This is a genomic window from Pseudoalteromonas sp. L23, assembly GCF_021728455.1.
In the GTDB taxonomy this organism is placed as follows: domain Bacteria; phylum Pseudomonadota; class Gammaproteobacteria; order Enterobacterales; family Alteromonadaceae; genus Pseudoalteromonas.
On the sequence record NZ_JAKKCW010000007.1, the window covers coordinates 86,559 to 110,134 of the forward strand.

The following is a 23,576-nucleotide window of genomic DNA, read 5'->3' on the forward strand; positions in this document are numbered from 1 at the left end:
TTATAGGGTTTCAGCGGAGCATAGTGTGCTCCGCGAATATAAAATTATAACCAACGGATGATTGTACTTAAGGTATGGCTTTCACCTGGTGCAAGTTGCACGGCATCGTCCATTACGTTACAAGCTTCTAAGCACAACATCTTGTGGTATTCATCATCATTAAAGTTGCTTAAACGCTGTGACTTTTCAATCCATGGGTTCCAAAGCACACAAGAAGTTGAGTTTTCACGTTTTACTTCAATAATGCCCGCAGGCGTGTTGATGGTTTGCACTGGGCTTGCTTGGGTGTACACCATATCGGTTTCGCGGGCAAAGCTAACCACTTCGGTTTGCTCAAATGGACCTTCACCAAATTCGATATATTTCGCGCCTTGTAACCCGTCTACCGTGGTATTACTGACTTCTGGCGTTGGGAAATACGTATGTAAGGCTTGCGTTAACGTAAATGGCGCATCACCAGTATTGATATTGGTCAGTCGCACTTCAAGCTTGTCTGATAACACAAACTCGACCTCTAATTGTGACGTGTGTGGCCAGTATTGCGCTTCAACTAAGGTCATCGGTAGTGTGAGTTTAACGGTAATTTCATCGCTTTTTTCTTCAACGCTGTGCGCACGCCAAAGTAGCTTGCGAGCAACCCCATGAATTGGCCAATCCGCTTTGCTATGTACGCCAAACCAAGGCCAACAGATTGGAATACCACCGCGTACTGGTTTACCTTCAAGGTAATCTTCCGCCTCAGAAACCCAAATTAAATTGCCTTTTCCTGCTGGTGTAAACTCGGTTAGTTGCGCACCCTGTAAAAAGATCTTCGCTTGGCAAAATGCACTGTCGACCCAAATATACTCAAGTCCGGACTCGGTGCGCTCGATTGAAACTGAAGGTGATAATTCCATGGTGATTCCTACGTCAACTCAATGATATGCCTACCTTACCACTTAAATACTACGAGTAAACTGTTATCCATCCAATTTGAAAGTTATTCAATTATACCAATGCGGTTGCACCGCGAGAGTATTACTCTCACGGTTTATGGAACTTGAGGATTGGGCTAAAGCTATACTTTAAATTTGCCCACCAGCTCTGTGAGCGTGCTCGACAATGAATGTAATCTCACGCCATTTTGATTGGTATTCACAGCGATATCACTCACGCTATCCGCAGCATTTTTAATTTCCACCACGTTGCGATTAATGTCTTCAGCAACATGTTGCTGCTCTTCAGCTGCGGTGGCGATTTGCGTGTTAAGGTCGCTAATATTGACAATCGCTTGGGTAATTTCACTAAATTGTTGTTGCGCTGAGTTTGTCAGTTCAACCGTTTGCTCCGTACGCGTTAGGCTGCGCTTCATTTCTCCCGACACCATTTCCGTCATTTTTCTAAGCTTATCAAGCTGAGAGGCAATTTCTTCCGTCGATTCAGAGGTACGCTGTGACAACGCGCGTACTTCATCAGCCACAACGGCAAAGCCACGGCCATGTTCACCTGCCCGTGCCGCCTCAATTGCCGCATTTAATGCCAAAAGATTAGTTTGCTCCGCTATGCCTCGGATCACGCTGAGTATCGACATAATATTTTCGCTTTCGGTGTCGAGCTGCATGATATCTGCGGTTGCCTTATTGATCACTTCAGATAACGTTGTGACGCTCTCGACAGACTCTGTGATCACCCTTTGGCCCAGCTCAGATGCTTGCTGAGTTTGTCCGGCAAGCTCAGCTGCATTGGCGCAGCTTGCCGCCACTTCGTTTGCGGTTGCCGCCATCTCATTAATTGCGGTGGCAGCCATTTCAAGCGCTTGCTGTTGTTGACTGGTAGCGCCCGTGAGCTGATCAGATTGTGAAGCGGTTTGTCGTGAGGTTTCATTAACTTGCTGTGCACACTCATTGATTTGCGTCACCAACTCAGCAATGAGATTTAAAAACAAATTAAAGCTCGTCGCCAGTTTGCCTGTTTCATCCTGAGCTTTAATGTCTAAACGCTGCGTTAAATCACCACCGCCTTGCGAAATTTCAGTTAAACCGTCACTCACTTCTACAATGGGCGCTGAAATCAACTTAGAAATATAACTTGCTAGCAACAAAAATACGGTGATCAGGACAGCACTTAGAATCAATATCGTCAGCGTCATCGCATTGGCTGCAGCCATTACCTCACTTTTTTCAACTAAACCAATAAACTTCCAGCCTAATTTGGGTGCTGTATAGATGTTGGCAAAGTAGTCTTGCCCGTTAATTTCGAGCTCAAATAGCCCATCTTTATTTTGAGCCAATTCACGATAGCGGCCGTTCGCAATGTCTGCCAACTTTTTAAATCTATGTTCGGAGAACTTGGCATCGACCAGCACATTTCCAGTGTCTTCCACTAGCATTAAATAGCCGGTCTCGCCCAATTTGATATTGCGGATGATTTTGGTCAGCCCTTGCAGTGACACATCCATACCTTGGACACCCACGGTTTGACCATTGGCAGTAACCGCTTTTACCGTCGACACAATCACCATATCATCCGGCGCCCAATAATAGGCGCTAGTGCGGATCGTCTCACCATTTCCCGATTGCCCTGTTTGATACCAAGGACGCTGTCTAGGATCGTAGTTTGCATTCACTTCACCTAGAGGCCATTGAATATAACCACCTTGCTGATTCCCCATGTAGATATAGGCAATGCCGGGGTGCGTGTTACCAAAGTGCTCAAATAACGAATATGCTGCTTGCTCTGTTTTACTTCCTACTTTGGAATTAAGTCGAGTGGTGCTGGTTGAATCCATATAAGTTTTCACGTCTTGCTGCGCGCTCAAGACTTGTGCATGGGTTGCCAAATAGTCTACGTTTTTTGCAATTTCATCAAAAAACATCTGTATGCCATTCTCAACCTGTAGCGCCTCTCGATCACTGAGCTCCGAGAAGGTCTCTATTCCCTGCTGCCTAGTTTGACTGATAATAAGCCCCGCGATGATTAACAAAGGAAGCGCGATTGCCGTTGCGAAAGACAGCTTTAATTTTTGCGATATATTCATGAATAAACACCATTTCACAGATAGTAAAAATATAGTGAGGGATAGGCTATTGGGCAAGAATTACATACAAATGTGATCACTTGTTCGTCTTACATTCATCTTAGGTATGGTTAAATGCTGGGTAACTTTGAGGTCAGATAGGCCGCAGTGTTACTATGGATAATTCAATCAAAGACCATAAATTTATTTGCTTTCTGCAAGGATAGCTTTGGTGGTCTACAATTTGTAAGAGGTTTTTGCGCTCAACCATTTAACAACGGGACAACTATGTTAAAACTTTCAACCATCTCACTCGGATTAGGTCTAGCACTTTGCTCTAATTCAGTGCTTGCCGAAAACTCAGAAATTGACGCGCTAAAGCGCCAATTGGCTGAACTTCAGAAGAAACTCACGCAGCTAGAACAAAAAGAGCAGGCGCGAGCACAACAGGAAAAAGTCGCTAAGGCTGAAAAAGCCGAAGCAAAAGCTGAAACTAAAACTCAAGTTGCAGCAGCTGAAACAAAACCGACCATCAAAGTCGGCGGCGCGATCAGAACAAACTACAGCCATACGTCTTATGACGATGACAACAAGAACCGTGGTGGCGATTTTGACTTCGATATTTTCAGATTGAACTTCTCTGGCAATGTCGGAGGCTTTGGCTTAAATGCTGAAATCCGCTTTTTCGACTATATGACAGCGGTAAAATACGCTTATCTCGACTATGACTTTGCCGACCATTGGCAAGCTCAGGTTGGTATGACGAAAGTACCTTTTGGTAACTCACCTTACAATTCGCACAACTGGTTCTTTAACACCACCTATTATATTGGTCTTGAAGACGACCACGACATGGGGGTGGTATTTAAACGTAAAGTGGCGGACAACTGGCAGCTTGATCTTGGCTTTTTCAAAAATGATGAGCTAGGTGGTGTCGATGGTTACGTGGATGACCGCAGCGATCGCTACTCTTATGACGTGGTAGGTTTCCGTAAAGCGGGCGATGGCGTTTATGACGACCCAACGCAACCAATCGGCGAATATAACACCTTTGTTGGTCGTTACGCGTACCATATTGAACACAACGGTGGCACAACTGAAATCGGCGTCTCTGGCCTTGCCGGTGGCCTTCACGATGGTAATGACCGAGCAGGTGATTACAACGCGTGGGCACTACATTTAAATAGCAACATAGGCCCTTGGAACTTACAGTTACAACACGGTGAATACCATTACGATATTGATGATGTAAACCGTATGGCAGTAGGTGCTTATGCATTTTATGATTCCATCGCAGCAGAAGCCACCATGTCGAACTTTAATGTAGCGTACAACCTGCCAGTTGAGTTCGGTCCAATTACCGATCTGCAATTTTATAACGACTTCGGTATTATTTACGACAAATCCGATAACACTGAAGACACTTGGATGAATGTCACAGGTGTGTCACTCGCTGCGGGTGCATTCTTCACCTATGTTGATTTAGTTCACGCGAAAAACCAGCCGTTTATTGGTGGTTCAATCGCAGGCGATAGTGACGAAAGCGAGCGTCGCTTCAACATTAACTTCGGTTATTACTTTTAATCTTTGGGATTAATTTTAGATATTAAATGAAAAAGGCGATGCACTAGTTGGCGCATCGCCTTTTTATTTCCTTGTTTTCTGTCATACCAATAAGACCAACGTTAGTTTGTGGCTGCCCTCCAACCAAGGCGTTCCGCTTCAGCGGCGGCAAATTGAGGTAAGTCTGTGGCGATAAATTGTTTGTGGAGTATTTGCACACCAAGCAAGTGATTGATCACGGCATCTAGTTGCACTTTGAGTGAATCATCTGCGTCTGGCGATTCATGTAACTCAAATAGCGCATTTACCGCTTCAAAGTCTAATAAGCCAGCGGCTTCTACAGCTTGTCTAGATAAGTATTTATCGGCCAGCACGCGCATTGCCGCCCATTTTTTCTCATCCGAGTGCGCCGGTGGTGCCATAAAAGCAAACTTTTCTCGTTCATACAGTACTTCTGGCAGCAGCCCTTTCATCGCTTCACGTAACACATACTTTTCTTTACGATCTTTAATGCGATATTGCGGGGGAATGGTAAAGGCAAACTCAGCGAGGTGATGATCCAAAAAGGCAGGCCTTGCCTCCATCGAATTGGCCATATCGACCCTATCTCCACCCCAAGTTAATATTTGCCCCTCAAGCATGGTTTTAATCCACACATACTGGGCTTTGTCGAGTGGATGGCGGGACTCTAACATGGTATCATCTAAAGTCTCAGCGATTGCTTTGCCTGCGTCATAACCCGTGAGTATTTCTCTGTGTTCGGCGGCAACGAGTTGATGGGCAAAGTGACTGCATGACAGCCAAGGCTGCAAACAACTTGGTGTGAAACCAACCACCTCATCTAATGCTGCACTATCGTATTGCTCACGGGAAAGCATAGCCCCCTTAAACAACTTATTGCTGTCTTCCAGCATGGTTTGCCACTGGGCTTTTTCGGTGTCATCAAGTTCATCTAAGCCATATAAAAACAGGTCTTTTCTAAATGCTGGATAACCCGCAAAAAGCTCATCGGAGCCTTCTCCGGTCATCACAACTTTATAATTAGACTCGTTAACTTGCTGGCTCATCAAATACTTAGCAACACCAAGCGTGTTATAAATAGTTCGTTCGGTATGCCATAAGGTTCGCTCGAAATGGCCATATAGCTCGTCACCGCTTAACGACATAATATGATGATCGGCCTTGGTGGCTTGCGCCATTTGCTTTGCAATCGGCGTTTCGTCGTACTCAGCACTATCAAAGCCTATGGTAAAGGCCTTAATTGGTGCTTGTGCCGCAGCTGAAGACAAACCCAAAATAGCGCACGAGTCTATGCCACCACTTAAGTAACAACCTACCGGAACGTCCGCCGTGAGTCTCAACTGCACCGCCTCTAGCAGCTGTTTGCGCACGCCATCAATGTAATATTCTTCATCTTTGCTGTTCAAATACGATTGCGCCGTTGGAAAGTTAACATCCCAATAAGGTCTATCTTCAATGCTAAAACCTTGTTCGCTTCTGGTGATGCTAACAACATGTCCAGGTTTGATTTGATGTACATTCGCAAATGCCGTGCTGCCAGGCACCATGACTTGGATCAGTTGATGAAATAGACCTTCACTTGAGAATCGACGCTTAACTTTAGGATTGGCAAACAGCACTTTCAGTTCTGAGCCAAACACAATTTCGTCGTCTGCTTGAGTGTAGTACAAAGGTTTAATACCAAAGCGGTCTCTCACCAAGTGCAACGTATCGGTTTGCTGGTCATACAACGCAAACGCGAACTCACCGCGCAGATGCGTCAGCATCTCATCGAGACCAAGCTGCTGATATAAGTGCATAGCAATTTCTGAGTCGCTTTTACTTTGGAACCTTGCCCCTTTTGCTACCAGCTCAGCTCGGATCCGCGCGTAATCGTAAAACTCACCGTTGTGAGCCAACATTAGACGCTTGTCAGAACTAATAAAGGGCTGCCGCCCTCGCTGCTCGTCGAGGTCGATTATCGACAGTCTGGCGTGACTAAATCCCACGCCAGCCATTTGTTTATAGCCAAAACCGTCGGGGCCACGATGATGTTGAATGGCTGCCATGTTTACTAATAATTGATTATCTACTTGTGTTTGCGCTTGCGTTGAAAAAATACCAGCAATTCCGCACATAATATCTCCCTAAATCACATCCATCACAGTACTGGCGCGCTGCACCATACAGGTCAATAAGGCTTGGCGTAAAAAGACGGCACCACGTGCCTGACTAAAATACCAATTGTGTGGCGTGGCATCTAAACTGGTGCACAGCTCTTCACCTCGAGCCAGAGGGTGAAGCACTATCGCATCGGGCTTAAAGGGGGAATCTGCGCTCAATTTAAACGACTTTCCATAGGTTTCGAAGCTTTCACCAACCCATGCAATGGAATTGATATACACCACATCAAGCTCAGGTAAAACGGCGTTCAAGTCATGGCCGATAGACACTTTGACCCCCGCTTCCTCTAACTGGGCTAATTGGTCGCTCGACACCGCTTCCTCGACACTCTCGTCGTAGAGCAGGAATATTTCGTCCACAATGCGCGGAAAATGTGTAAACATTTTCAGCAGGCTACGCACCGTACGCATTTGACTCGGCACGCCAATCACACCAATTTTTATAGGACTAAAGGCTTCGCTGTCAGGGAGTAATAACGACGGCCGCCATTTGAAGATAGTGTATAGATCAGACATCGCTTGTGTTGGGTGCTCATCAATGCCATTACCTGCGTTGATAATTGGGATCCGTAGGCTGTGGATCATCTCTTCAATAGACTCCACAGAAGTGTCACGTAAAACGACACAATCGCCATAATTATTGAACATCTCGGCGACATCTTGCAGCGACTCCCCTTTCGCAATGCCCGTTGAGGAGCGATCGGTGATCGACATAATATCGCCCCCCAAGCGGTGCCATGCACTTTCAAACGACAGACGGGTGCGAGTGCTGGGTTCATAAAACGCACTGATCAAAATTTTGCCACTAAGCGGCGAGCTGAACCTTGCAGGGTTACTTTCATATTTCGCGGCGAGGCGGAATAGCTGGATCAGCACGTCTCGGTCAAGGTGGTCGACACTGATAATGTGCTTATTCTCCAAACAATGCAGCCTGTCCCCGTCTTCTTGTATCGCTCTGAGTAATGCTTTGGGATGTGCATCCCCGTAAACATCCGGCTGCGCTCGATTAAACTCTACTTGCTGCGCACTTACCATAACTGCCTCTTTTTAAAATCAATAAGGAACATAACGACAAGGACAACAGGACATAAACAACTGAGCACTATGGCCAGCCAAATTAAACTAGAAAATGCGCCCAATGAGATCATACATCCTCCACTTTGCTTTGTGTGCCCAACGCTTGCCAATGGAATGATTGCTGACTAAAACGCCAAGCAATCACACAAACTAATAACGACACCGCACAAGAAACTAATGCAGCGACATAAAAGCCAATATAAAAATACCCAATCAAACCAGATAGCGTGCCAAGCAACATAGCCCAGCCAGCGCTATTTCCCGTCATTCGCGCAAAGTACAAACCAAATACGATAGGCCAAATGGTGCTGGCGACGAAGGCACCAGCGAAGTTCAACAAGGCACCCAGCGTGGCGATTTTTGGTAAACACAAAAGCCAAGTTACTACACCTAAGATGACAATAATCCACTTAGCACTTTTTAAGCGTTCGCTATCGCTCGCCTTTGGTTTGATGTATTGCAGGTAAATATCTTGATTGATGAGATCTGACGTTGCGGCGAGCAGAGAGTCCAAACTCGATGCTAGCGCTGAGAACACCACAATGAACAGAATGATCGAACCGGTATAGCCGAGCACTTGGCTTGCAACCAAGGGTCCCACCATATCGGCGCTAGCGGGATACAAACCTAAACTCGGCGCTGCCAGCGCAATAAACCCAGTTACGATGGGGATCGGTAGCCACAGCAGACCTGCGATAAAATACGCCTTTTTGCCCACCCCACCTTTAAATGCAAACGCCCTTGACCACCATACGTTGCTGTGAAAAATTTCTCCTAAACCAAAAAAGATATTGTTGAATAAAAACATCACAGCGGCAGGAAAAAGCAGGTCGAGTAGCTTGGGGTGGTCGCTACTGAGTTTTTGGTGAATTGGTTCAAGCCCAACATTCATCGCCACGACAATGGCAATTCCGACGACACCTGCCAAAATAATAATGGCCTGTAGAAAGTCCGTGGCGATCACCGCTTTTAGACCGCCAAAGAGCGTGTAGACCACACACATCAGCAGAATAATCGACATACCAAGGTGATAATCTAAGCCACTTAGGGTGTGTAGCAAAATGCCACCGGCCATGCCTAGACTAACGAGCCAGCTCATGGCATACACGAAAGAGATCAGCAAAAAGACCCACCAAGAGAAACGCCCAAACCGCAACCGCATGAAGTCGCCACTGGTGTAGCCGTGGGGTAGTAAAGTTTTGATGCGTTGGCTTAGCGGCGCAAATAGCAACAATCCGAATGCGGCACAGGCGTAGCCTATCATGCCCCAAATACCAAACTGATAAGTGAGCTGTGGCGCAACTAAAGTGGTATTACTGGTGACCCAAGTTGCCATCGCAGTGGCACAAGCAAAGGCCAACCCAACATTTCTACCGGCCAGCGCAAATTCATTATGTGACTGCACGCGCCTGCCAATCCACCAGCCAAAAAATACCCATAGCAAAGCAAACGCTAGGGCAAGACCGAGCGCCAATGAAGCATTTATCATACGCTTTCCTTATCGTGCGTTTGCTTATTACCCACCATAATCATCCCTACAAGTAGCACAAATAAGCACAAGCCCAGTACAAACAGCGCAAGCGCCAGCGTTAACTGATGATGTTTGACTGAAAATGAGACCGACGTTTGTGCCGAGTTAGCAGAGGGACTACCTAAGGTTGCGAGATAATCACCATCAGCCAAGCCACTAATGGTTACCGCTTGTTGAGTCGGCTGAAGCGAAAGGGAGAGGGAGTAAGGTTCCGAAAGATGTTGAATGGATAGCTGTGTTGGTTGTTGTAGAGGGGGACCTGTACGCTCAATGTGTAGCGTAATAAACCCAGCAGTCACGACCTCATCGCTCACCCTCAGCGAGGCGGCAAGCCCATTAAAGCTCGCAGCAAGTAAGACCAAGGTTACTACTCGGGCGATCCACATCCTCATAATCCCTAACTGCGGTTATCCAAGTCCGAATTCGCCGCAAGTTTTGCTATCCACATTATTCTAGTAGTAACAAAGACTAGCCCAAGGATCAAATTTGTCTAGTAAAGCCTCACCCAATTTCACCCCAGCCTTACATTTATTCTTTTGTTTTTATTGCTCTTTTTTGAACACATTGCAGCAGTAAATTACTCCCAGCTTCAACATCATGCCAATGACTCCATTCGTCTGGCGCATGGCTAACGCCGTTGAGTGATGGAATAAATATCAGCCCCGTGGGACACACTTCTGAAAAAAACTGGCTATCGTGACCAGCACCACTTGGCATGATTTGATAATTCAGCGACAAGGTCTCTGCCTGTTGACTAATAAATTCCACCATCTCAGGTGTACACTTCATTGGAGACAACCAACTCACCTGCTCGTATTCAAACATTAAATGGTGTTTTCGAGCGATGGCTGAAAGCGCTTTACGACAGGCAATTTCAAGGTTCTCCATCACCGTTTCGTCCATATCACGCGCGACGATGGTGAAATCCACCTCTCCAGCAATCGTATGTGCAAAACCCGGCTTTAATTCTGCCTTACCGACGGTGATCCTCGTGGTATCTGTGCCGTCCTCTGCAATAATACGGTCTAACTGGTAGGCAAAGTCAGCCAACCCCATAAAGGCGTCGCTGCGCATCTCCATGGGGGCTGTGCCTGCGTGGTCGGCCTTTCCAATTAATTTCACCATCCATTTAAATACCCCCGAAATCCCTTCCACCACACCAATTTGAATGCCTTTTTGATCAAGCACGGGCCCTTGCTCTATATGTAATTCAAAAAAACTATTTATTTGCTCAGGTTCTAGCCTCGCATTCAGTGCATCCATAGGGTCTAACCCTTGCGCGCGCATGGCATCACTAAGCATACAGCCATCCGCATCATGACTTGTGAGTAATTGGTGAGGCGTTAACTTCCCGGTGAGCGCTTGTGCCCCGATCATGCCGCCAAAGCGCCCTTCTTCTTCACTGGTACCGATGACCCAAATCGGCCTATCCAATTGCACATTGTGCTCTTTTAAAATACGAATACACTCAAACCCCGCAATGACGCCCAAAGTACCATCAAACATGCCACCTGCTGGTACACTGTCGAGATGGGAGCCGATGATCACTGCGGGTTTCGCTGCGATATCCGGACAGGTCATTTCAATAATCACATTGCCAGCGCCATCCATACGACTCACAAATCCTTCGCTTTGTGCGCATTCCATCAGCCATTTACGCGCTGCAAAATCCTCATTGCTAAAACCTTGGCGATAAATTCCCTTATCTTCATGGTTATAGCCGAACTCCGCGAGCGCAAATAAGGTAGACTTTAGACGTTCTAAATTTACTTGCATACTTTGCTCCTCAACGTTTCAGTCGCACCACTTCCCTGTACTTAACCTGAGATCAGATTCGCTATTTCAAACACTGACGTCCGACTGATAATCTCTTTGCTTTAGCTTAGTTGAAAATTCGCGAATTTCAGCCGCTGTGATATGCTTTTAATAATTGGCTTCTGGTTAACAATGTTGGCTCAGGTCACCATGATGCGCTGCCAGTTCAGCACTCCCGAAATATGAGGATGCCTATGCGTAAAAAAATCCCCTTATTCAATCGTTGTTTTTGGCTGCATGTTGCTGGCATCGTCTTTGTTGGTCTCGGCTTTATCGGCATGGCACTGCCTGTTATGCCTACCACCATCTTTTTTATTCTTGCCCTTGCTTGCTTTACCCGCTCTTCTCCTAAGTTAGAAAACTGGCTGCTTACCCACCCCAAATTTGGCCCGAGTCTGCTTGCATGGCGACAACATCAGGTGATCCCCATAAAAGGCAAGATTGGCGCGGCGGTTGGCATGAGTGTTGGCTTACTGGCACTGAGCTTTAGTGGCGCACCTGTTTGGGTGGTGTGGTCTGTCGCTATAACCGAAGCCGGAGTGCTCAGCTATATTCTAACGCGTCCGTCCATAATTCCTGTAAGCACAAAGTAGCCCCACTTATAACAAACAAAATAAAAACAACAAAAATACATATATAACCCACTATTTACATTAAGTCCCTTTTTAGGGTATATAGTTTGTTCTTGTAAAAGAAACAATAAAAACTGAGATACCATGAAAATAAAAATAACTTATCTAGCTACTTTGCTAGGCATACTTCATGGCACTGTTAGTGCCCAACAAGAATACCCATTATTTCCAGGTGATCCCCTTGTCAACCAACAATGGCATTTGAAAAATACAGGGCAAAATGCTTTTTCTGAGCGAGGTGGTGTTGCAGGAGAAGATCTAAACCTTAGCCTTACTCATGCGCTTGGTATTATGGGAACAGGCGTAACCACCGCAGTCATCGACGGTGGTGTTGAGCTTACTCACCCTGATCTTATAAACAATGTAAAACCAGGCTCATGGGATTTCCTTACGAATTCTGCTGATTTAAAACCAGCCAACAGCGGCGATGGTCACGGTACAGGTGTCGCAGGTATCATTGCTGCCAGTGCATTTAATGGCATTGGCGGTCGTGGTGTCGCACCTAGAGCCGGGCTCGTTGGCTTTAACTATCTTAAAAACGGAAGTATGGAAAATTGGTTACAGTCTCACGGCATGTATTCTGATGGTTTCAACAAAGCTTCTTTTGATTTTCCTAGAGTATTTAACCAAAGCTATGGCCGAACCCTTTCATCACCGCAAACATTTAACTACGACTTCTCTCCATGGCTACAGACCTATGAAGATGCTCAAGAAGAGATCACGACTACAAGTCACAGCGGCCGCGGTGCAATTTTCGTAAAATCTGCAGGTAATGGTTACCAAGCTCAAAGCTTTAATGCCAGTGGTTTAGGGCCTGGGTATCTATGGTTTGCAAATCGTAACCATGGCTTACCAATGCAAGATGTTAACTTAGAGCGTATTGATACCAGCTATTGGAATTTGGTTGTGTCTGCTTATAATGCTGACGGTAAACGCTCGTCATACTCTACGGTTGGTTCAAGCGTCTTTGTCAGTGCGCCTGGCGGTGAGTACGGCTCAACCACTCCCGCTATAATCTCTACGGACATCAGTGGCTGTGACTGGGGAAGCAACCCGACCAATCTGCGTAACACCTTACATGGAAGCCATCCACTGGATCCTAATTGTGATTATAATGCAACGATGAACGGCACTTCTTCCGCTGCACCAAACACAACAGGGGCAATTGCACTTATCATGTCAGCAAACCCGGCATTAACTTGGCGCGATGTGAGACATATCTTAGCCTCTACAGCGCGTAAAATTGATGCGGACAATCCTGGCGTTACATTGACCTTTAATAATGCGGCTGGAGAAGCACAACAATATGATGCGATCCCCGCATGGCAGCGCAATGCTGCAGGTTATAACTACCATGGCTTCTACGGCTTTGGTGCAATTGATGTTGATGCTGCAGTAAATATGGCTCGTTTCTATAATGAAGATAGAGGTAATTTCACTGTCACCCCTTGGCAGCAAGTTAATGCTAATGTCACCATTCCTGACGGTAGCCTTGCTGGCGCAGAAAGTTCGGTACAAATTGACAACGATGTCACCGTAGAAGCCGTACAGATCCGTGTAACCGGTGAGCATACCAGTACCCGTGACGTTGCAATTGAGCTTATTTCTCCATCAGGTACTCGCAGCGTATTAATGACGCCAAGAACAGGAACTATTTCTGGACGCAACGGCTTTAATGATATGCAAATGCTATCGCATCACTTCTATGGCGAACCTGCGCAAGGCCAATGGACCATTCGGTTAATTGATACACAAAGTGAGGACGAAGCCTTTATCTTTGATCCAGTAAGTGGCGCACCGGACATTCGTGCTGTACACAGAAATAATGCGCAAGATGGCCAGCTTACCTCTTGGCAAATTCGTTTTATTGGTCATAACTAAGGAGAACCATTATGAAAGCACTCTTTTTATCAGTCATACTACTTAGTGGCCAAGCTCTTGCGACCGACAATGTGTTGATAGAATTAACTGAGGCGCCACACGGTGCTGAAATAAGTATTAATAACCACGCTTTTGTTTCTCTTGAGGGAGATAACACCACGCTCGTTAAGGGATTGAAACTACAATCCCCTTCTACAGGAGAAATCTACACAGTAACGGGTGAAATCATTGTTGAACACTTGCCTCTCGTCAATGCACATTCTTTTGCTCGCGATAATAGCCTAGTTCTCAGCTATGTTCGTGGTAGTCGTGCTATCTACAGACACACAGACGCACAAACAGATCTCACAACCTTGAATGCACAATTGCGTACACAAGCGGGGGTTTTAAGCACTCAGATAGGCTTACAGCTTGAAGGATTAGAAAGCGAGTGATATTAACGAATGAGAGGCCTACCTCTCATTCTCCTCTAGACATATAATGCGATTCAAGTTGGTTTTGTTACGCCTACGCCAAACCCACTTTCGTTCTGCCTGCCCCAAACTAGCGCCATTTCTTTTATGATTTTATGTTTCTGATAAAGCAGTGGCAAAAAGGGATATTTAAAGCTTTCTACAGATACACACTTATACACTTTATGAATTCCTCCTATTTAAGGAACATATTACACTTAGATCCCGTGATTCGATAACGCGCGACGTCAACATGTTGCAGCTGGAGTAATGAGGCTGAATACTATAAAATATTGGGTTTCGAATATTTACTTTATAGTCTTAATAAGAAACCTTCTTCATATGAACTGTTAAGTAGCTCAACTTTACTCACTTGGAATACCGCATACATCTGAAAGACTCATGTATGTTTCGAACTATTGGTAAACGAACTAGATGTTAGAGAAAAAGACGCTTTTTAGCGTGATTTATAGTTTTATTGAGCAACTTGCAAGACGAGGGATCACGGTATTAGTCACCTTAGTGTTGGCTTACTTCCTAACACCTGATGAATATGGCTTGGTTGCCATGATGGCATTGTTTTTAACTTTGGGTCAAACATTGATGGAATCGGGCTTTCGCTCTGCATTGATCCGAAAAGAAAATCTCTCTCAGGTAGATACCAATACTGCATTTTTTGCCAACATTGCCATCGCTGTTTTAGCCGTCGCTATACTATTTTTCAGTGCTCCTTTTGTCGCCGACTTTTACCAGCGCGCGGAACTCACACTGATGATTAGAGTGAGCGCTCTGTCTTTGATTTTTAACTCTCTACATGTCGTTCAAATGGCAATGCTATCACGTGAAATGCAGTTTAATCGGATTTTACGAGCGAACTTTCCAGCAGTTTTTATATCTGGTATCAGCGCGGTTTTTCTCGCCTATCTAGGATTTGGTGTATGGGCGTTAATTATCCAGATCCAGATTACAGCAATCCTAATTGCAGCATTTCTTTGGTGGCAAAGTGATTGGCGACCTACCCTCAGCGTTTCGATGGAATCTTTAAAAGAAATCTATAATTATGGCTATAAAATCCTACTTTCGAGTTTCCTAGATACCTTTTATAAAAACTTTACAGTTATGGTAGTCGCAAAAGTCTTAAGCGCGTCGGTTGCTGGGTTGTATTTTTTTGCGGATCGGATCCGCGAGTTATTGGTTTCACAACTCATAACTTCAATTCAAACGGTTACGTTCCCTGCACTTTCTTCTATTCAAAGTGATAGTGCGCGGCTTAAAAATGGCTACCAACGTGTGATGTCTATCATGACTTTTTTAGTCTTTCCTGTTCTGATTACACTTTGCGCGTTATCTAACCTTATTTTTCAAGCATTACTCCCTGAGAAATGGTTACCAGCGGTACCCTATTTGCAGATTATGTGTCTAACTAGCATGGCTATGCCTTTAGCTTCGATCAATATAAATATTATGAAAGTAAAAGGTCGTAGCGATTGGTTTTTGTATTTAGAGCTGTGCAAAGCAGCCTTGGGTCTAATCGCATTATTTTTTACCTATGAGCACGGCGTAACCGCAATCCTATTCGGGCAATTAGCCAGCCAATATTTAGTTTACTTTCCGAGTGTTATCTTTGCTAATCGACTCGTGGATTATCCACTTAAAGAACAACTTTCAGACTTCATACCGAGTCTACTTATCGCGGCATTCACTGGAATATCAGTGTGGTTGGCGCAACAATACTTAGCTTTAAATGTTTGGGTCGAGCTAATTTTACTCGGCAGTGTAGCTGTCGCCATGTACCTAGCTCTCGCTTTACTTCTAAAGCTAGAAGCAGGAAAACACACTCTTCAAATGCTCAAGAAAGCAAAAAAGAATTAATAGGGGTTATAGATTGAAAACGTTTCTGCTCGTTAATGAGAATGGCTCAGACAATATTGGCGATCATGCTATCAATGAAGGCTTAAAAGCACTATTGAGTGAGGCGGGTTGCAACTATGTCAGTGAACCCTACTCTACCACGCATACTGCCCCCGAAGGTAGTAATGCTGATGAAAGCGTGTCTCCAACATTAAGCCAAAAGTTGCGTAAAACTCTATTTAAATTCAAACCATTTTATCTGCTGATGTGGTTGCTAAAACATAAAGGCAGAATAAAACAAAGCTGCAGCGGTAATTACGATGGCATAATTATTGGTGGTGGACAGCTCATTTTATCTGGCGCTGCATTTCCGCCAGCGTTGTATGCCTGGGCACGTTATGCGAAAAAAAATAAAATCCCACTATATTTATTGGGTGTAGGATGCGGCGAGCATTTTCATCGCAGTGAAACTTGGCTGATCAGCAAAGCCTTAACAACAACCACCCGAATTTGTGTGAGAGAGCATGAGTCTGTCATTAAGTTAGATAATTACTTTACCGCTAACGCTGAGTTTTGTCCTGATTTAGCATTTGGCTTACAGCCGATTGTAGGTCAAGAAACCCGCAAGGGACTCATGGTTGGAATGACAGATTACGCAGTATTTAAACGTTATCGTCATGAAGTGTCAGCGCCAAAGGTAGAAAGCTACCAAGAATATCTCACGGTCTGGTACGACAAAGTATTAGCAATGCACACGCCTGGTACTCCTATTGTGCTTGCCTCCACAACGCATACTGATGCGCAGTGTAACCGTGACTTATATCAGCGATTAAGTGCTAGTGCAGTGAGCGCTGACGTAAGGTTGATTGATGGCGTGTTACCACTAGAAGCGTACCGCCGCGAGTTATCGGTTATTGATACCGTTTTTTCGGGTCGAATGCACTCCCTCATACTTGGCAAAATAGAAGGCGCGGCCATACAACCATGGGTTATCTCTAAAAAGATTGAAAACTTTTTAGGATTATACGCCGATCAGGACATTATAGAGCTCAAAACGCAGCTACAAGGTATTGTACGCGAGATTGGAGCACATGGTGAGTAAACCTAAAACGGTGTATTTACTCAGCCACGAACAGCCACCAATGCTTGGTGGCGCAGGCGTCGTTGCGCAAACGATATTTACGGGGTTGCGCGCATTGGGGTTGAACATCACCAAAAGCGTTGCCGCGACACACTTTGCATCCCCTTTTGCTCGCGTTGCTGGCTTCTTTTTTGCTTTTCGCGCTTTGCTATCAGATGTAATCATTATAAATGACCTGTATTACAAGAAGCTGTGGTTAACGCTTTTTCGCGGCTATTGTTGTAGCCGCTGCATCATCTATTTACATGGTTCAGAACCTGAATTTCTTATTCAGGATGCACGCTACCGAGATACCTTTCTAAATATGTGTATCAAGGCACAAAAAGTTATTGCTGTGTCTGATTACATGAAGCAAAAATTATTAGACAGCATAGCTGATGAGAAAATAAAGACACTTGTTGCGCAGAATACTGTCGTAATACGCAATGGCATCGACACCGAGTGTTTTCAATTGCAGCCGGAAGTTGAGGTAGTCCGTCCTTTAACGCTCGTTACAGCTAGCCGCATTGTAAAAGAAAAAGGGTACATAGAGGTCGCTCAACAAATAGTGAAAATACGTGAGATATTGGATATACCTATTCGTTGGAATATCGTTGGTGATGGCCCATTTAGGGCTGAACTTGAGAGTTACATCAAAACGCTTGGGCTATCTGAGCAGGTTCACTTTCTCGGTCGCTTAAATCATCGCCAATTGGCCACAACATATAATCAAGCCGATATCTTTGTCTTACTCTCAAACTTGCAAGAGTCTCTTGGCTTAGTGTTTATGGAAGCAAGTAGTTGTGGTTGTTGGTCCATTGGCTACAACCGATTCGGTGCCAAAGAAGCCATTATTGCAGGGCAAACAGGCAATTTCATTGATTCGCCAGAAGCACTACCAAACGCTATCGCGAACTACTATCATGATTCGACTGTCACTAGGACACAAATCAGTGTTTGCGCACGTAGTCACTTTTCTGCTGTTCATGCCACTACGCAACTTAAGAACACCATTTTAGGAATAGAATAAATGAACGTAGTTTTTTACCTTGATGATTTATTTGGTGGTGGCGTGCAAAGGCGTACTATGCGCTTATTGCAAGGCATCAAAGATAACGATACAGAAAACGCGCTTAATGTTCACCTCATTGTCAATCAACCTGGAGGTGAAAATAAAGCCATGGTGCCAAAGCAAGTCACTTATCATACTTTGGGTGGCGTGTCAGGCAAACAACTTAAGAGCGAGTTAGGTGCACAGCTGATATCTTTAAATCCAGATATTGTCGTATGTTGTATGGGTCAGCAGTTTATTCAAGCACTAAAACACAGAGCACGTTTACCTAAAGATTGCAGATGGTATGTTATTCAAGCAGTGCCAGTAAAGCTTATTGCCTATAGCTGGCTCAAGAACAAGATAAGAACACTGGCTATCAAACTATTCTACCCACAAGCAGATAAAGTTCTTTGTGTGTCAGATGACGTACGTATCACCGTTGCAAATCTAAGCTCCGCGCTGCAAAAAAAGGCTCATACCATATATAATCCAGTGGTCTCAGAGAACCTCTTAACTCTTGCACAAGAGCATGTAGAACACCCATTCTTTGATTCCAATAACATTGTGTTAGTAGCAGCAGGTCGCCTAAATGTGCAAAAAGACTACGGTACGATGTTGCAAGCATTCGCTTTACTAATACAACAGCATCCCGATAAGCCTTTTAAACTGCTTATTTTAGGAAATGGTGAACTTGAAGAACAATTAAAGACCCATATTGATGCACTAGGGATCGCAGATAAAGTAGACTTGTATGGCTTTACTGACAACCCATATAAATTTATTCGTAAAGCAGATCTGTTTGTAATGTCATCTTTGTGGGAAGGACTACCAAATGCAATGGTAGAGTCGCTAGCCATAGGTAAACCTGTCGTTTCCTGTGACTGTGTTGCAGGTCCTCGGGAAATTCTAAAAGATGGTCAATTGGGTACACTTGTACCTATGCAAAACCCACAAGCATTTGCTGACGGGATCATAGCTGAACTACAACAAAACCGAGACACTCAAGCGTTGCAAGCTCGAGGTTGGGAATTCAGCGTAAATAATGCGGCGAAAAAGTATATTGCACTCTTTAAAAATGCTGAGTTATAAATTTTTGAGGCAATCAAAGTCACAACCGTCTCATATCAAAAGGTAGAGATATAGATTATGAAAATAACAGTAGTAGGGGCAGGATACGTAGGTATCTCAAATGCTGTGTTACTCGCTCAACACAATGATGTTATCGCTTTTGATGTGGATGAGCACAAAGTATCAATGCTTAACCAGCGCCAGTCACCAATTGAAGATGATTGCGTAACTCAGTTTCTACAAGAGAGGGAGCTGAGTCTAATCGCGACATCAGATAAGCAAATAGCTTATGAACATGCAGACTACGTAATTATCGCCACTCCCACGGATTACGATCCTCAAACTAACTACTTTAATACTCAGACGGTAGAAAGCGTGATTCGCGAGGTTAAAGCCATTAACCCTACAGCAGTCATGGTGATAAAATCAACTGTCCCTGTGGGTTATACAACTCGGGTTTCAGAGCAGCTAGATACTAGTAATCTTATATTTTCACCAGAGTTTTTAAGAGAGGGTAAAGCGCTTTATGACAACCTTCACCCCTCTCGCATTATTGTTGGTGAGCGCAGTGAACGAGCTGAAAAGTTTGCCCAACTATTAGCAAACGGTGCCGAAAAGCGCGATATTGCAGTACTTTTCACCGATGCAACCGAAGCCGAAGCTATCAAGCTATTTTCTAACACCTATTTAGCAATGCGTGTTGCCTATTTCAATGAGCTCGATTCTTATGCTGAAATCCATGGCCTAAACACCAGACAAATCATTGAAGGCGTGGGGCTAGATCCTCGTATCGGCGCGCATTACAATAATCCATCCTTTGGTTACGGTGGCTACTGTTTACCGAAAGACACTAAGCAGCTATTAGCCAACTACAAAGATGTACCAAACAACCTTATCCGAGCCATTGTTGATGCAAATACCACAAGAAAAGACTTTATTTCTGATGCGATCTTAAGTCGAAATCCTAAAACAGTGGGGATCTATCGTTTAATCATGAAATCAGGATCTGATAACTTTCGAGCATCCTCTATTCAGGGCATCATGAAACGCCTCAAAGCGAAAGGCATCACAGTGATAGTTTACGAACCGGTGCTAGAGGAAGCTGAGTTTTTTGGTTCAACGGTTTACCGTGATTTAGGTGAATTCAAAGCACATAGTGATGTTGTTGTTGCCAACCGAGTTGTTGATGAGATCAGGGACGTCGCTGAAAAAATTTACACTCGGGATCTATTCGGTTCTGATTGAGGAGAACAACAATGAACTATTTAGTAACTGGTGCGGCTGGTTTTATCGGTAGTGCAGTGGTGAAAAAGCTAACAAACCAAGGGCACCGAGTTGTTGGCATTGATAACCTCAATGACTATTACGAAGTTAGTCTTAAAGAAGCGCGTCTTGCACGTATAGAACACCCATTATTTCAGTTTATCAAACTCGATATTAGTGATCGTGAGCAAACATTAGCGCTCTTTGAAAGCCACCAGTTTCACCGCGTTATTCATCTAGCTGCTCAAGCCGGTGTACGCTATTCGATTGAAAATCCTCATGCTTACGCCGACTCAAACTTGGTGGGCCACTTAAACATTTTAGAAGGATGCAGAGCAACTAATGTAGGCCATCTTATCTATGCATCTTCAAGCTCTGTTTATGGTCTCAACCAGAAAGTGCCTTTTTCGACCTCAGACTCAGTAGATCATCCCATATCGCTTTACGCAGCAACTAAGAAATCTAACGAGTTAATGGCGCATAGTTACTCTCATCTGTATCAAATTCCCACCACCGGTTTACGCTTTTTTACTGTTTATGGCTCCTGGGGTCGACCGGATATGGCACCGCATATATTCACCAAGAAGATTCTCTCAGGTGAGACTATCGACATTAACAATCATGGTGATATGTGGCGAGACTTTACCCATGTTGATGATATAGTCGAAGGGGTCGTTAGGATTGCCGATGTTTTGCCATCTGCGAATAGCGAATGGACTGTAGAGCAAGGCTCACCAGCTTCCAGCTCAGCGCCTTACGCTGTTTATAACATTGGTCACGGACACCCAATTAACTTGATGGAATTTGTACAAGCCATTGAATCTGAATTAGGTATCGAAGCGAAAAAGAATTTCCGTGGCATGCAACCTGGAGATGTCTATCGTACATATGCAGACACTGCTGATTTATTTGAAGCCACAGGCTATAAACCGAAAGTATCGGTGGCTGAAGGTGTAAGCGAGCTTGTGAGTTGGTTCAAGGAATACTACAAGAGGTAACAACCCACTAGTACCGAGAATTGCTTAAGTCATTAGACCAGTTCTTTGTAAAATGCGCCTGACGTTTTTATCTGCTATGCTAAAGGACGTCTAAAGACACTTTTTTCAGTTTCCAATGCCCGATAACCATTATCGGGCATTTCGTATCAATAACTTATATTCGCGTGATAACTTATCTGGATCATTTAAACGCTTTAAAAGCATCATCCAGTGGAGTATGTGCGATATGATTCACGTAGTTACTCATCACTTTTTGACTTAGTGCTAAGATGATTTCCAGCAAATTTTGTTTAGTATAACCTGCTGCAAAAAACGCTTTCGTTTGTGCATCACTCAGTTTGCCACGCTCACGCAGCATTTCAAGTGTAGTGGCACGCAGCACTTCTAGTTTCTCATCGCCCAGCGGTGCTTGCTCACGCAGTGCTTTGACCAATTCATCACTTACTTTCATTGATTTTGCGATAGCAGAATGAGCCGGTACACAGTAGTGACATTCATGTTCTACATTAATCGCTTGCCACACCACAGTTTTTTCATCGTTATTGAACGAGCTATTTAAAAAAGCCTCATGTAACACTTGATAACCATGCAGATGCTCTGGTGATTCCGCCATTACACCATGAAGGTTCGGAATACGTCCAAATGCTTGCTGGGACTTCTCAAGTAATGGTTTACCTTTTTGCGGTGCAGATTCTACGGTATGGATTGTAAAGTCAGTCATCAGTTGCTCCTCTTGGTGCATTTTGTATTGGTATAACCTGAGATCTAACTAACCTCAGGTTAACTAACCTGAGCTGCGGATAATTAATGCCTTTCTAGCAGCCAGTTTTAGCGCTAACTGCGTTGAATTCACTTCCAATAGCCAGCTATTGGGGCGTAAATTCGCCTTGCCTACAGGATGTAGGTACCTTAGCGAGAGCAGGACGCGGAAGCGGTGTTATCCCCAAAAACTTTCTGGCTAGATAAGGAAAAAATTTAATGTGAGCTTAAGAATAAAGAGTTAGCTCATTCCTTATCCAAACCTCAGGTTAACTACTCATTGGGTGCTAGACTAACCTTATTTGAATGATCATTCAAATAACTATTCGCTATAGTAAACACCATAACTGTCTAAATTAATATGAAATTTAATTAGCTACTGACTGGTCGAGCGTCAAGCCAGCAGCGTTGGGATCAAAAGTAAATTTTGTTCTCAGCGTAGTCGATAACTAGCTTATCGTCGTTGAAATTACTTAAACCCAGCAGGATAAACGGCTCATCTTTATATCCAAGCACCTCAAACACAGGCATATCCGATAAGTGACTTTCGGTATTGATGATTTCCTTGTCACCTAAGCTAAAACGCAGTGATTCTATGGCCACCTTTTTGGTCGCTTGGTCGTTTAACCCTCGGCTGATGTCTTCTTCGCCCAGCGTTAATGTTAGTTTATTGGCCAGGTGTGAGTTGATGTAGTTGGTTGGAGCGCCGGTATCAAGCACGGCGTCCACCTCTTCGCCATTAAAACTTGCAGTTAGCTTGATGAAATTGTTATCTATTTTAAAACTTTCACTCTCCAAGCCCTGTGTCACGCTACTTGGGCAAGCCCCTTGATACAAACTCAGTTCATTATTTTTAAAATCAAACACATTACAATATTGCGACATGTATCCATGTCCCAAAATTCCAGGCAAGATGCCTTCCACATCTAAGCGGGTCATATCTTTAAATACATAAGGAAGCGAGTCTGCAGCTAAGTGACCGACGCTGGTGTGGTCTATCGTTGCCAATACTAGCTCTGAGCTGCCACTTGCGCCTTGCACGTCCATTTTGCTTAGCTTATCTTCTGGCAAGGCAAGTGCTGCTTTCAGATTAACCGGTAAAATACCAACATTCGCAGCACTATCTAAAATCATAGGATGTATAACCGTATGGTTAAGCGTTGCCATCACATAAGCATGACCTTTCTCGGTGTACTTCATCGGTAAAGTGAGCGATTGTGGTGCGGTAGACGCGGTGATCCCACAGCCAACGGTGGTACATGCTAATGCTGATAAAATAATTGCTCTCATAATCTTGCTCTCAAACTGTTGATGTCGTTGTTGAGCTAACTATG

At 44.4% G+C, this 23,576-nt stretch carries 19 protein-coding genes; 10 read left to right on the plus strand and 9 right to left on the minus strand.

Features of this window, described 5'->3' with window-relative positions:
• Positions 1-44 precede the first annotated feature (44 nt).
• Both L3V43_RS13115 and L3V43_RS13120 read right to left on the minus strand, forming a co-directional pair.
• A complete protein-coding gene (locus L3V43_RS13115) occupies positions 45-896 on the minus strand; it encodes a D-hexose-6-phosphate mutarotase (RefSeq protein ID WP_010606928.1) in 852 nt (283 codons plus the stop codon).
• Positions 897-1,057: 161 nt separating this feature from the next.
• Positions 1,058-3,016, minus strand: coding sequence for a methyl-accepting chemotaxis protein (locus tag L3V43_RS13120; RefSeq protein ID WP_174170207.1), 1,959 nt, complete (start codon positions 3,014-3,016; stop codon positions 1,058-1,060).
• 267 nt (positions 3,017-3,283) lie between these two features.
• Between L3V43_RS13120 and L3V43_RS13125 the strand changes: the two genes are divergently transcribed.
• The gene (locus L3V43_RS13125; protein WP_102057764.1) at positions 3,284-4,579 is read left to right on the plus strand and encodes a porin; all 1,296 of its coding nucleotides are present in this window, start codon (positions 3,284-3,286) and stop codon (positions 4,577-4,579) included.
• Positions 4,580-4,680: 101 nt separating this feature from the next.
• On the opposite strand, the gene asnB is transcribed toward L3V43_RS13125, so the two are convergent.
• The 5 genes from asnB to L3V43_RS13150 all read right to left on the minus strand — a co-directional run bounded on the left by asnB (position 4,681) and on the right by L3V43_RS13150 (position 11,125).
• On the minus strand, positions 4,681-6,696 hold the full coding sequence (gene asnB, locus L3V43_RS13130) for an asparagine synthase (glutamine-hydrolyzing) (RefSeq protein WP_237116736.1): 2,016 nt from the start codon (positions 6,694-6,696) through the stop codon (positions 4,681-4,683).
• 9 nt (positions 6,697-6,705) lie between these two features.
• Positions 6,706-7,776, minus strand: a complete 1,071-nt coding sequence (locus L3V43_RS13135; RefSeq protein WP_010606932.1) for an aspartate carbamoyltransferase — start codon at positions 7,774-7,776, stop codon at positions 6,706-6,708.
• 109 nt (positions 7,777-7,885) lie between these two features.
• Entirely contained in the window at positions 7,886-9,307 is a 1,422-nt protein-coding gene (locus L3V43_RS13140) for a sodium:solute symporter family protein (protein ID WP_237116735.1), read from the minus strand.
• Positions 9,304-9,735, minus strand: a complete 432-nt coding sequence (locus L3V43_RS13145) for a hypothetical protein (RefSeq protein ID WP_174170203.1) — start codon at positions 9,733-9,735, stop codon at positions 9,304-9,306. Before L3V43_RS13145 ends, L3V43_RS13140 begins: the two co-directional genes overlap by 4 nt.
• A gap of 142 nt (positions 9,736-9,877) precedes the next feature.
• The gene (locus L3V43_RS13150; RefSeq protein ID WP_235368335.1) at positions 9,878-11,125 is read right to left on the minus strand and encodes a Zn-dependent hydrolase; all 1,248 of its coding nucleotides are present in this window, start codon (positions 11,123-11,125) and stop codon (positions 9,878-9,880) included.
• A 233-nt stretch (positions 11,126-11,358) separates the two neighbouring features.
• Between L3V43_RS13150 and L3V43_RS13155 the strand changes: the two genes are divergently transcribed.
• The 9 genes from L3V43_RS13155 to L3V43_RS13195 all read left to right on the plus strand — a co-directional run bounded on the left by L3V43_RS13155 (position 11,359) and on the right by L3V43_RS13195 (position 21,483).
• Positions 11,359-11,757: a YbaN family protein gene (locus L3V43_RS13155; protein WP_010606936.1), complete on the plus strand. Its 399-nt coding sequence runs from the start codon at positions 11,359-11,361 to the stop codon at positions 11,755-11,757.
• Between the two features lie 123 nt (positions 11,758-11,880).
• Positions 11,881-13,677 carry a S8 family serine peptidase gene (locus L3V43_RS13160; RefSeq protein WP_237116734.1) on the plus strand — a complete coding sequence of 599 codons (1,797 nt, stop codon included), beginning with the start codon at positions 11,881-11,883 and terminating at the stop codon, positions 13,675-13,677.
• A gap of 11 nt (positions 13,678-13,688) precedes the next feature.
• Positions 13,689-14,111, plus strand: a complete 423-nt coding sequence (locus L3V43_RS13165) for a hypothetical protein (protein WP_010606938.1) — start codon at positions 13,689-13,691, stop codon at positions 14,109-14,111.
• Between the two features lie 453 nt (positions 14,112-14,564).
• On the plus strand, positions 14,565-16,001 hold the full coding sequence (locus L3V43_RS13170; protein ID WP_010606939.1) for a lipopolysaccharide biosynthesis protein: 1,437 nt from the start codon (positions 14,565-14,567) through the stop codon (positions 15,999-16,001).
• 13 nt (positions 16,002-16,014) lie between these two features.
• Positions 16,015-17,082: a polysaccharide pyruvyl transferase family protein gene (locus L3V43_RS13175; protein WP_237116733.1), complete on the plus strand. Its 1,068-nt coding sequence runs from the start codon at positions 16,015-16,017 to the stop codon at positions 17,080-17,082.
• On the plus strand, positions 17,075-18,130 hold the full coding sequence (locus tag L3V43_RS23820; RefSeq protein WP_235368333.1) for a glycosyltransferase family 4 protein: 1,056 nt from the start codon (positions 17,075-17,077) through the stop codon (positions 18,128-18,130). The genes L3V43_RS13175 and L3V43_RS23820 overlap by 8 nt, the downstream gene beginning before the upstream one ends.
• Positions 18,131-19,243, plus strand: a complete 1,113-nt coding sequence (locus tag L3V43_RS13185; protein ID WP_237116732.1) for a glycosyltransferase — start codon at positions 18,131-18,133, stop codon at positions 19,241-19,243.
• Positions 19,244-19,300: 57 nt separating this feature from the next.
• The gene (locus tag L3V43_RS13190) at positions 19,301-20,467 is read left to right on the plus strand and encodes a nucleotide sugar dehydrogenase (protein ID WP_235368331.1); all 1,167 of its coding nucleotides are present in this window, start codon (positions 19,301-19,303) and stop codon (positions 20,465-20,467) included.
• An 11-nt stretch (positions 20,468-20,478) separates the two neighbouring features.
• Positions 20,479-21,483 (plus strand): NAD-dependent epimerase, encoded by a 1,005-nt coding sequence (locus L3V43_RS13195; RefSeq protein WP_102057772.1) that lies wholly within the window; start codon positions 20,479-20,481, stop codon positions 21,481-21,483.
• Between the two features lie 181 nt (positions 21,484-21,664).
• Here the strand turns inward: L3V43_RS13195 and L3V43_RS13200 are convergent, their stop codons facing one another.
• The gene (locus L3V43_RS13200; protein WP_102057773.1) at positions 21,665-22,204 is read right to left on the minus strand and encodes a carboxymuconolactone decarboxylase family protein; all 540 of its coding nucleotides are present in this window, start codon (positions 22,202-22,204) and stop codon (positions 21,665-21,667) included.
• A 452-nt stretch (positions 22,205-22,656) separates the two neighbouring features.
• Entirely contained in the window at positions 22,657-23,532 is an 876-nt protein-coding gene (locus L3V43_RS13205; protein WP_237116731.1) for a retropepsin-like aspartic protease, read from the minus strand.
• Positions 23,533-23,576: the final 44 nt, after the last annotated feature.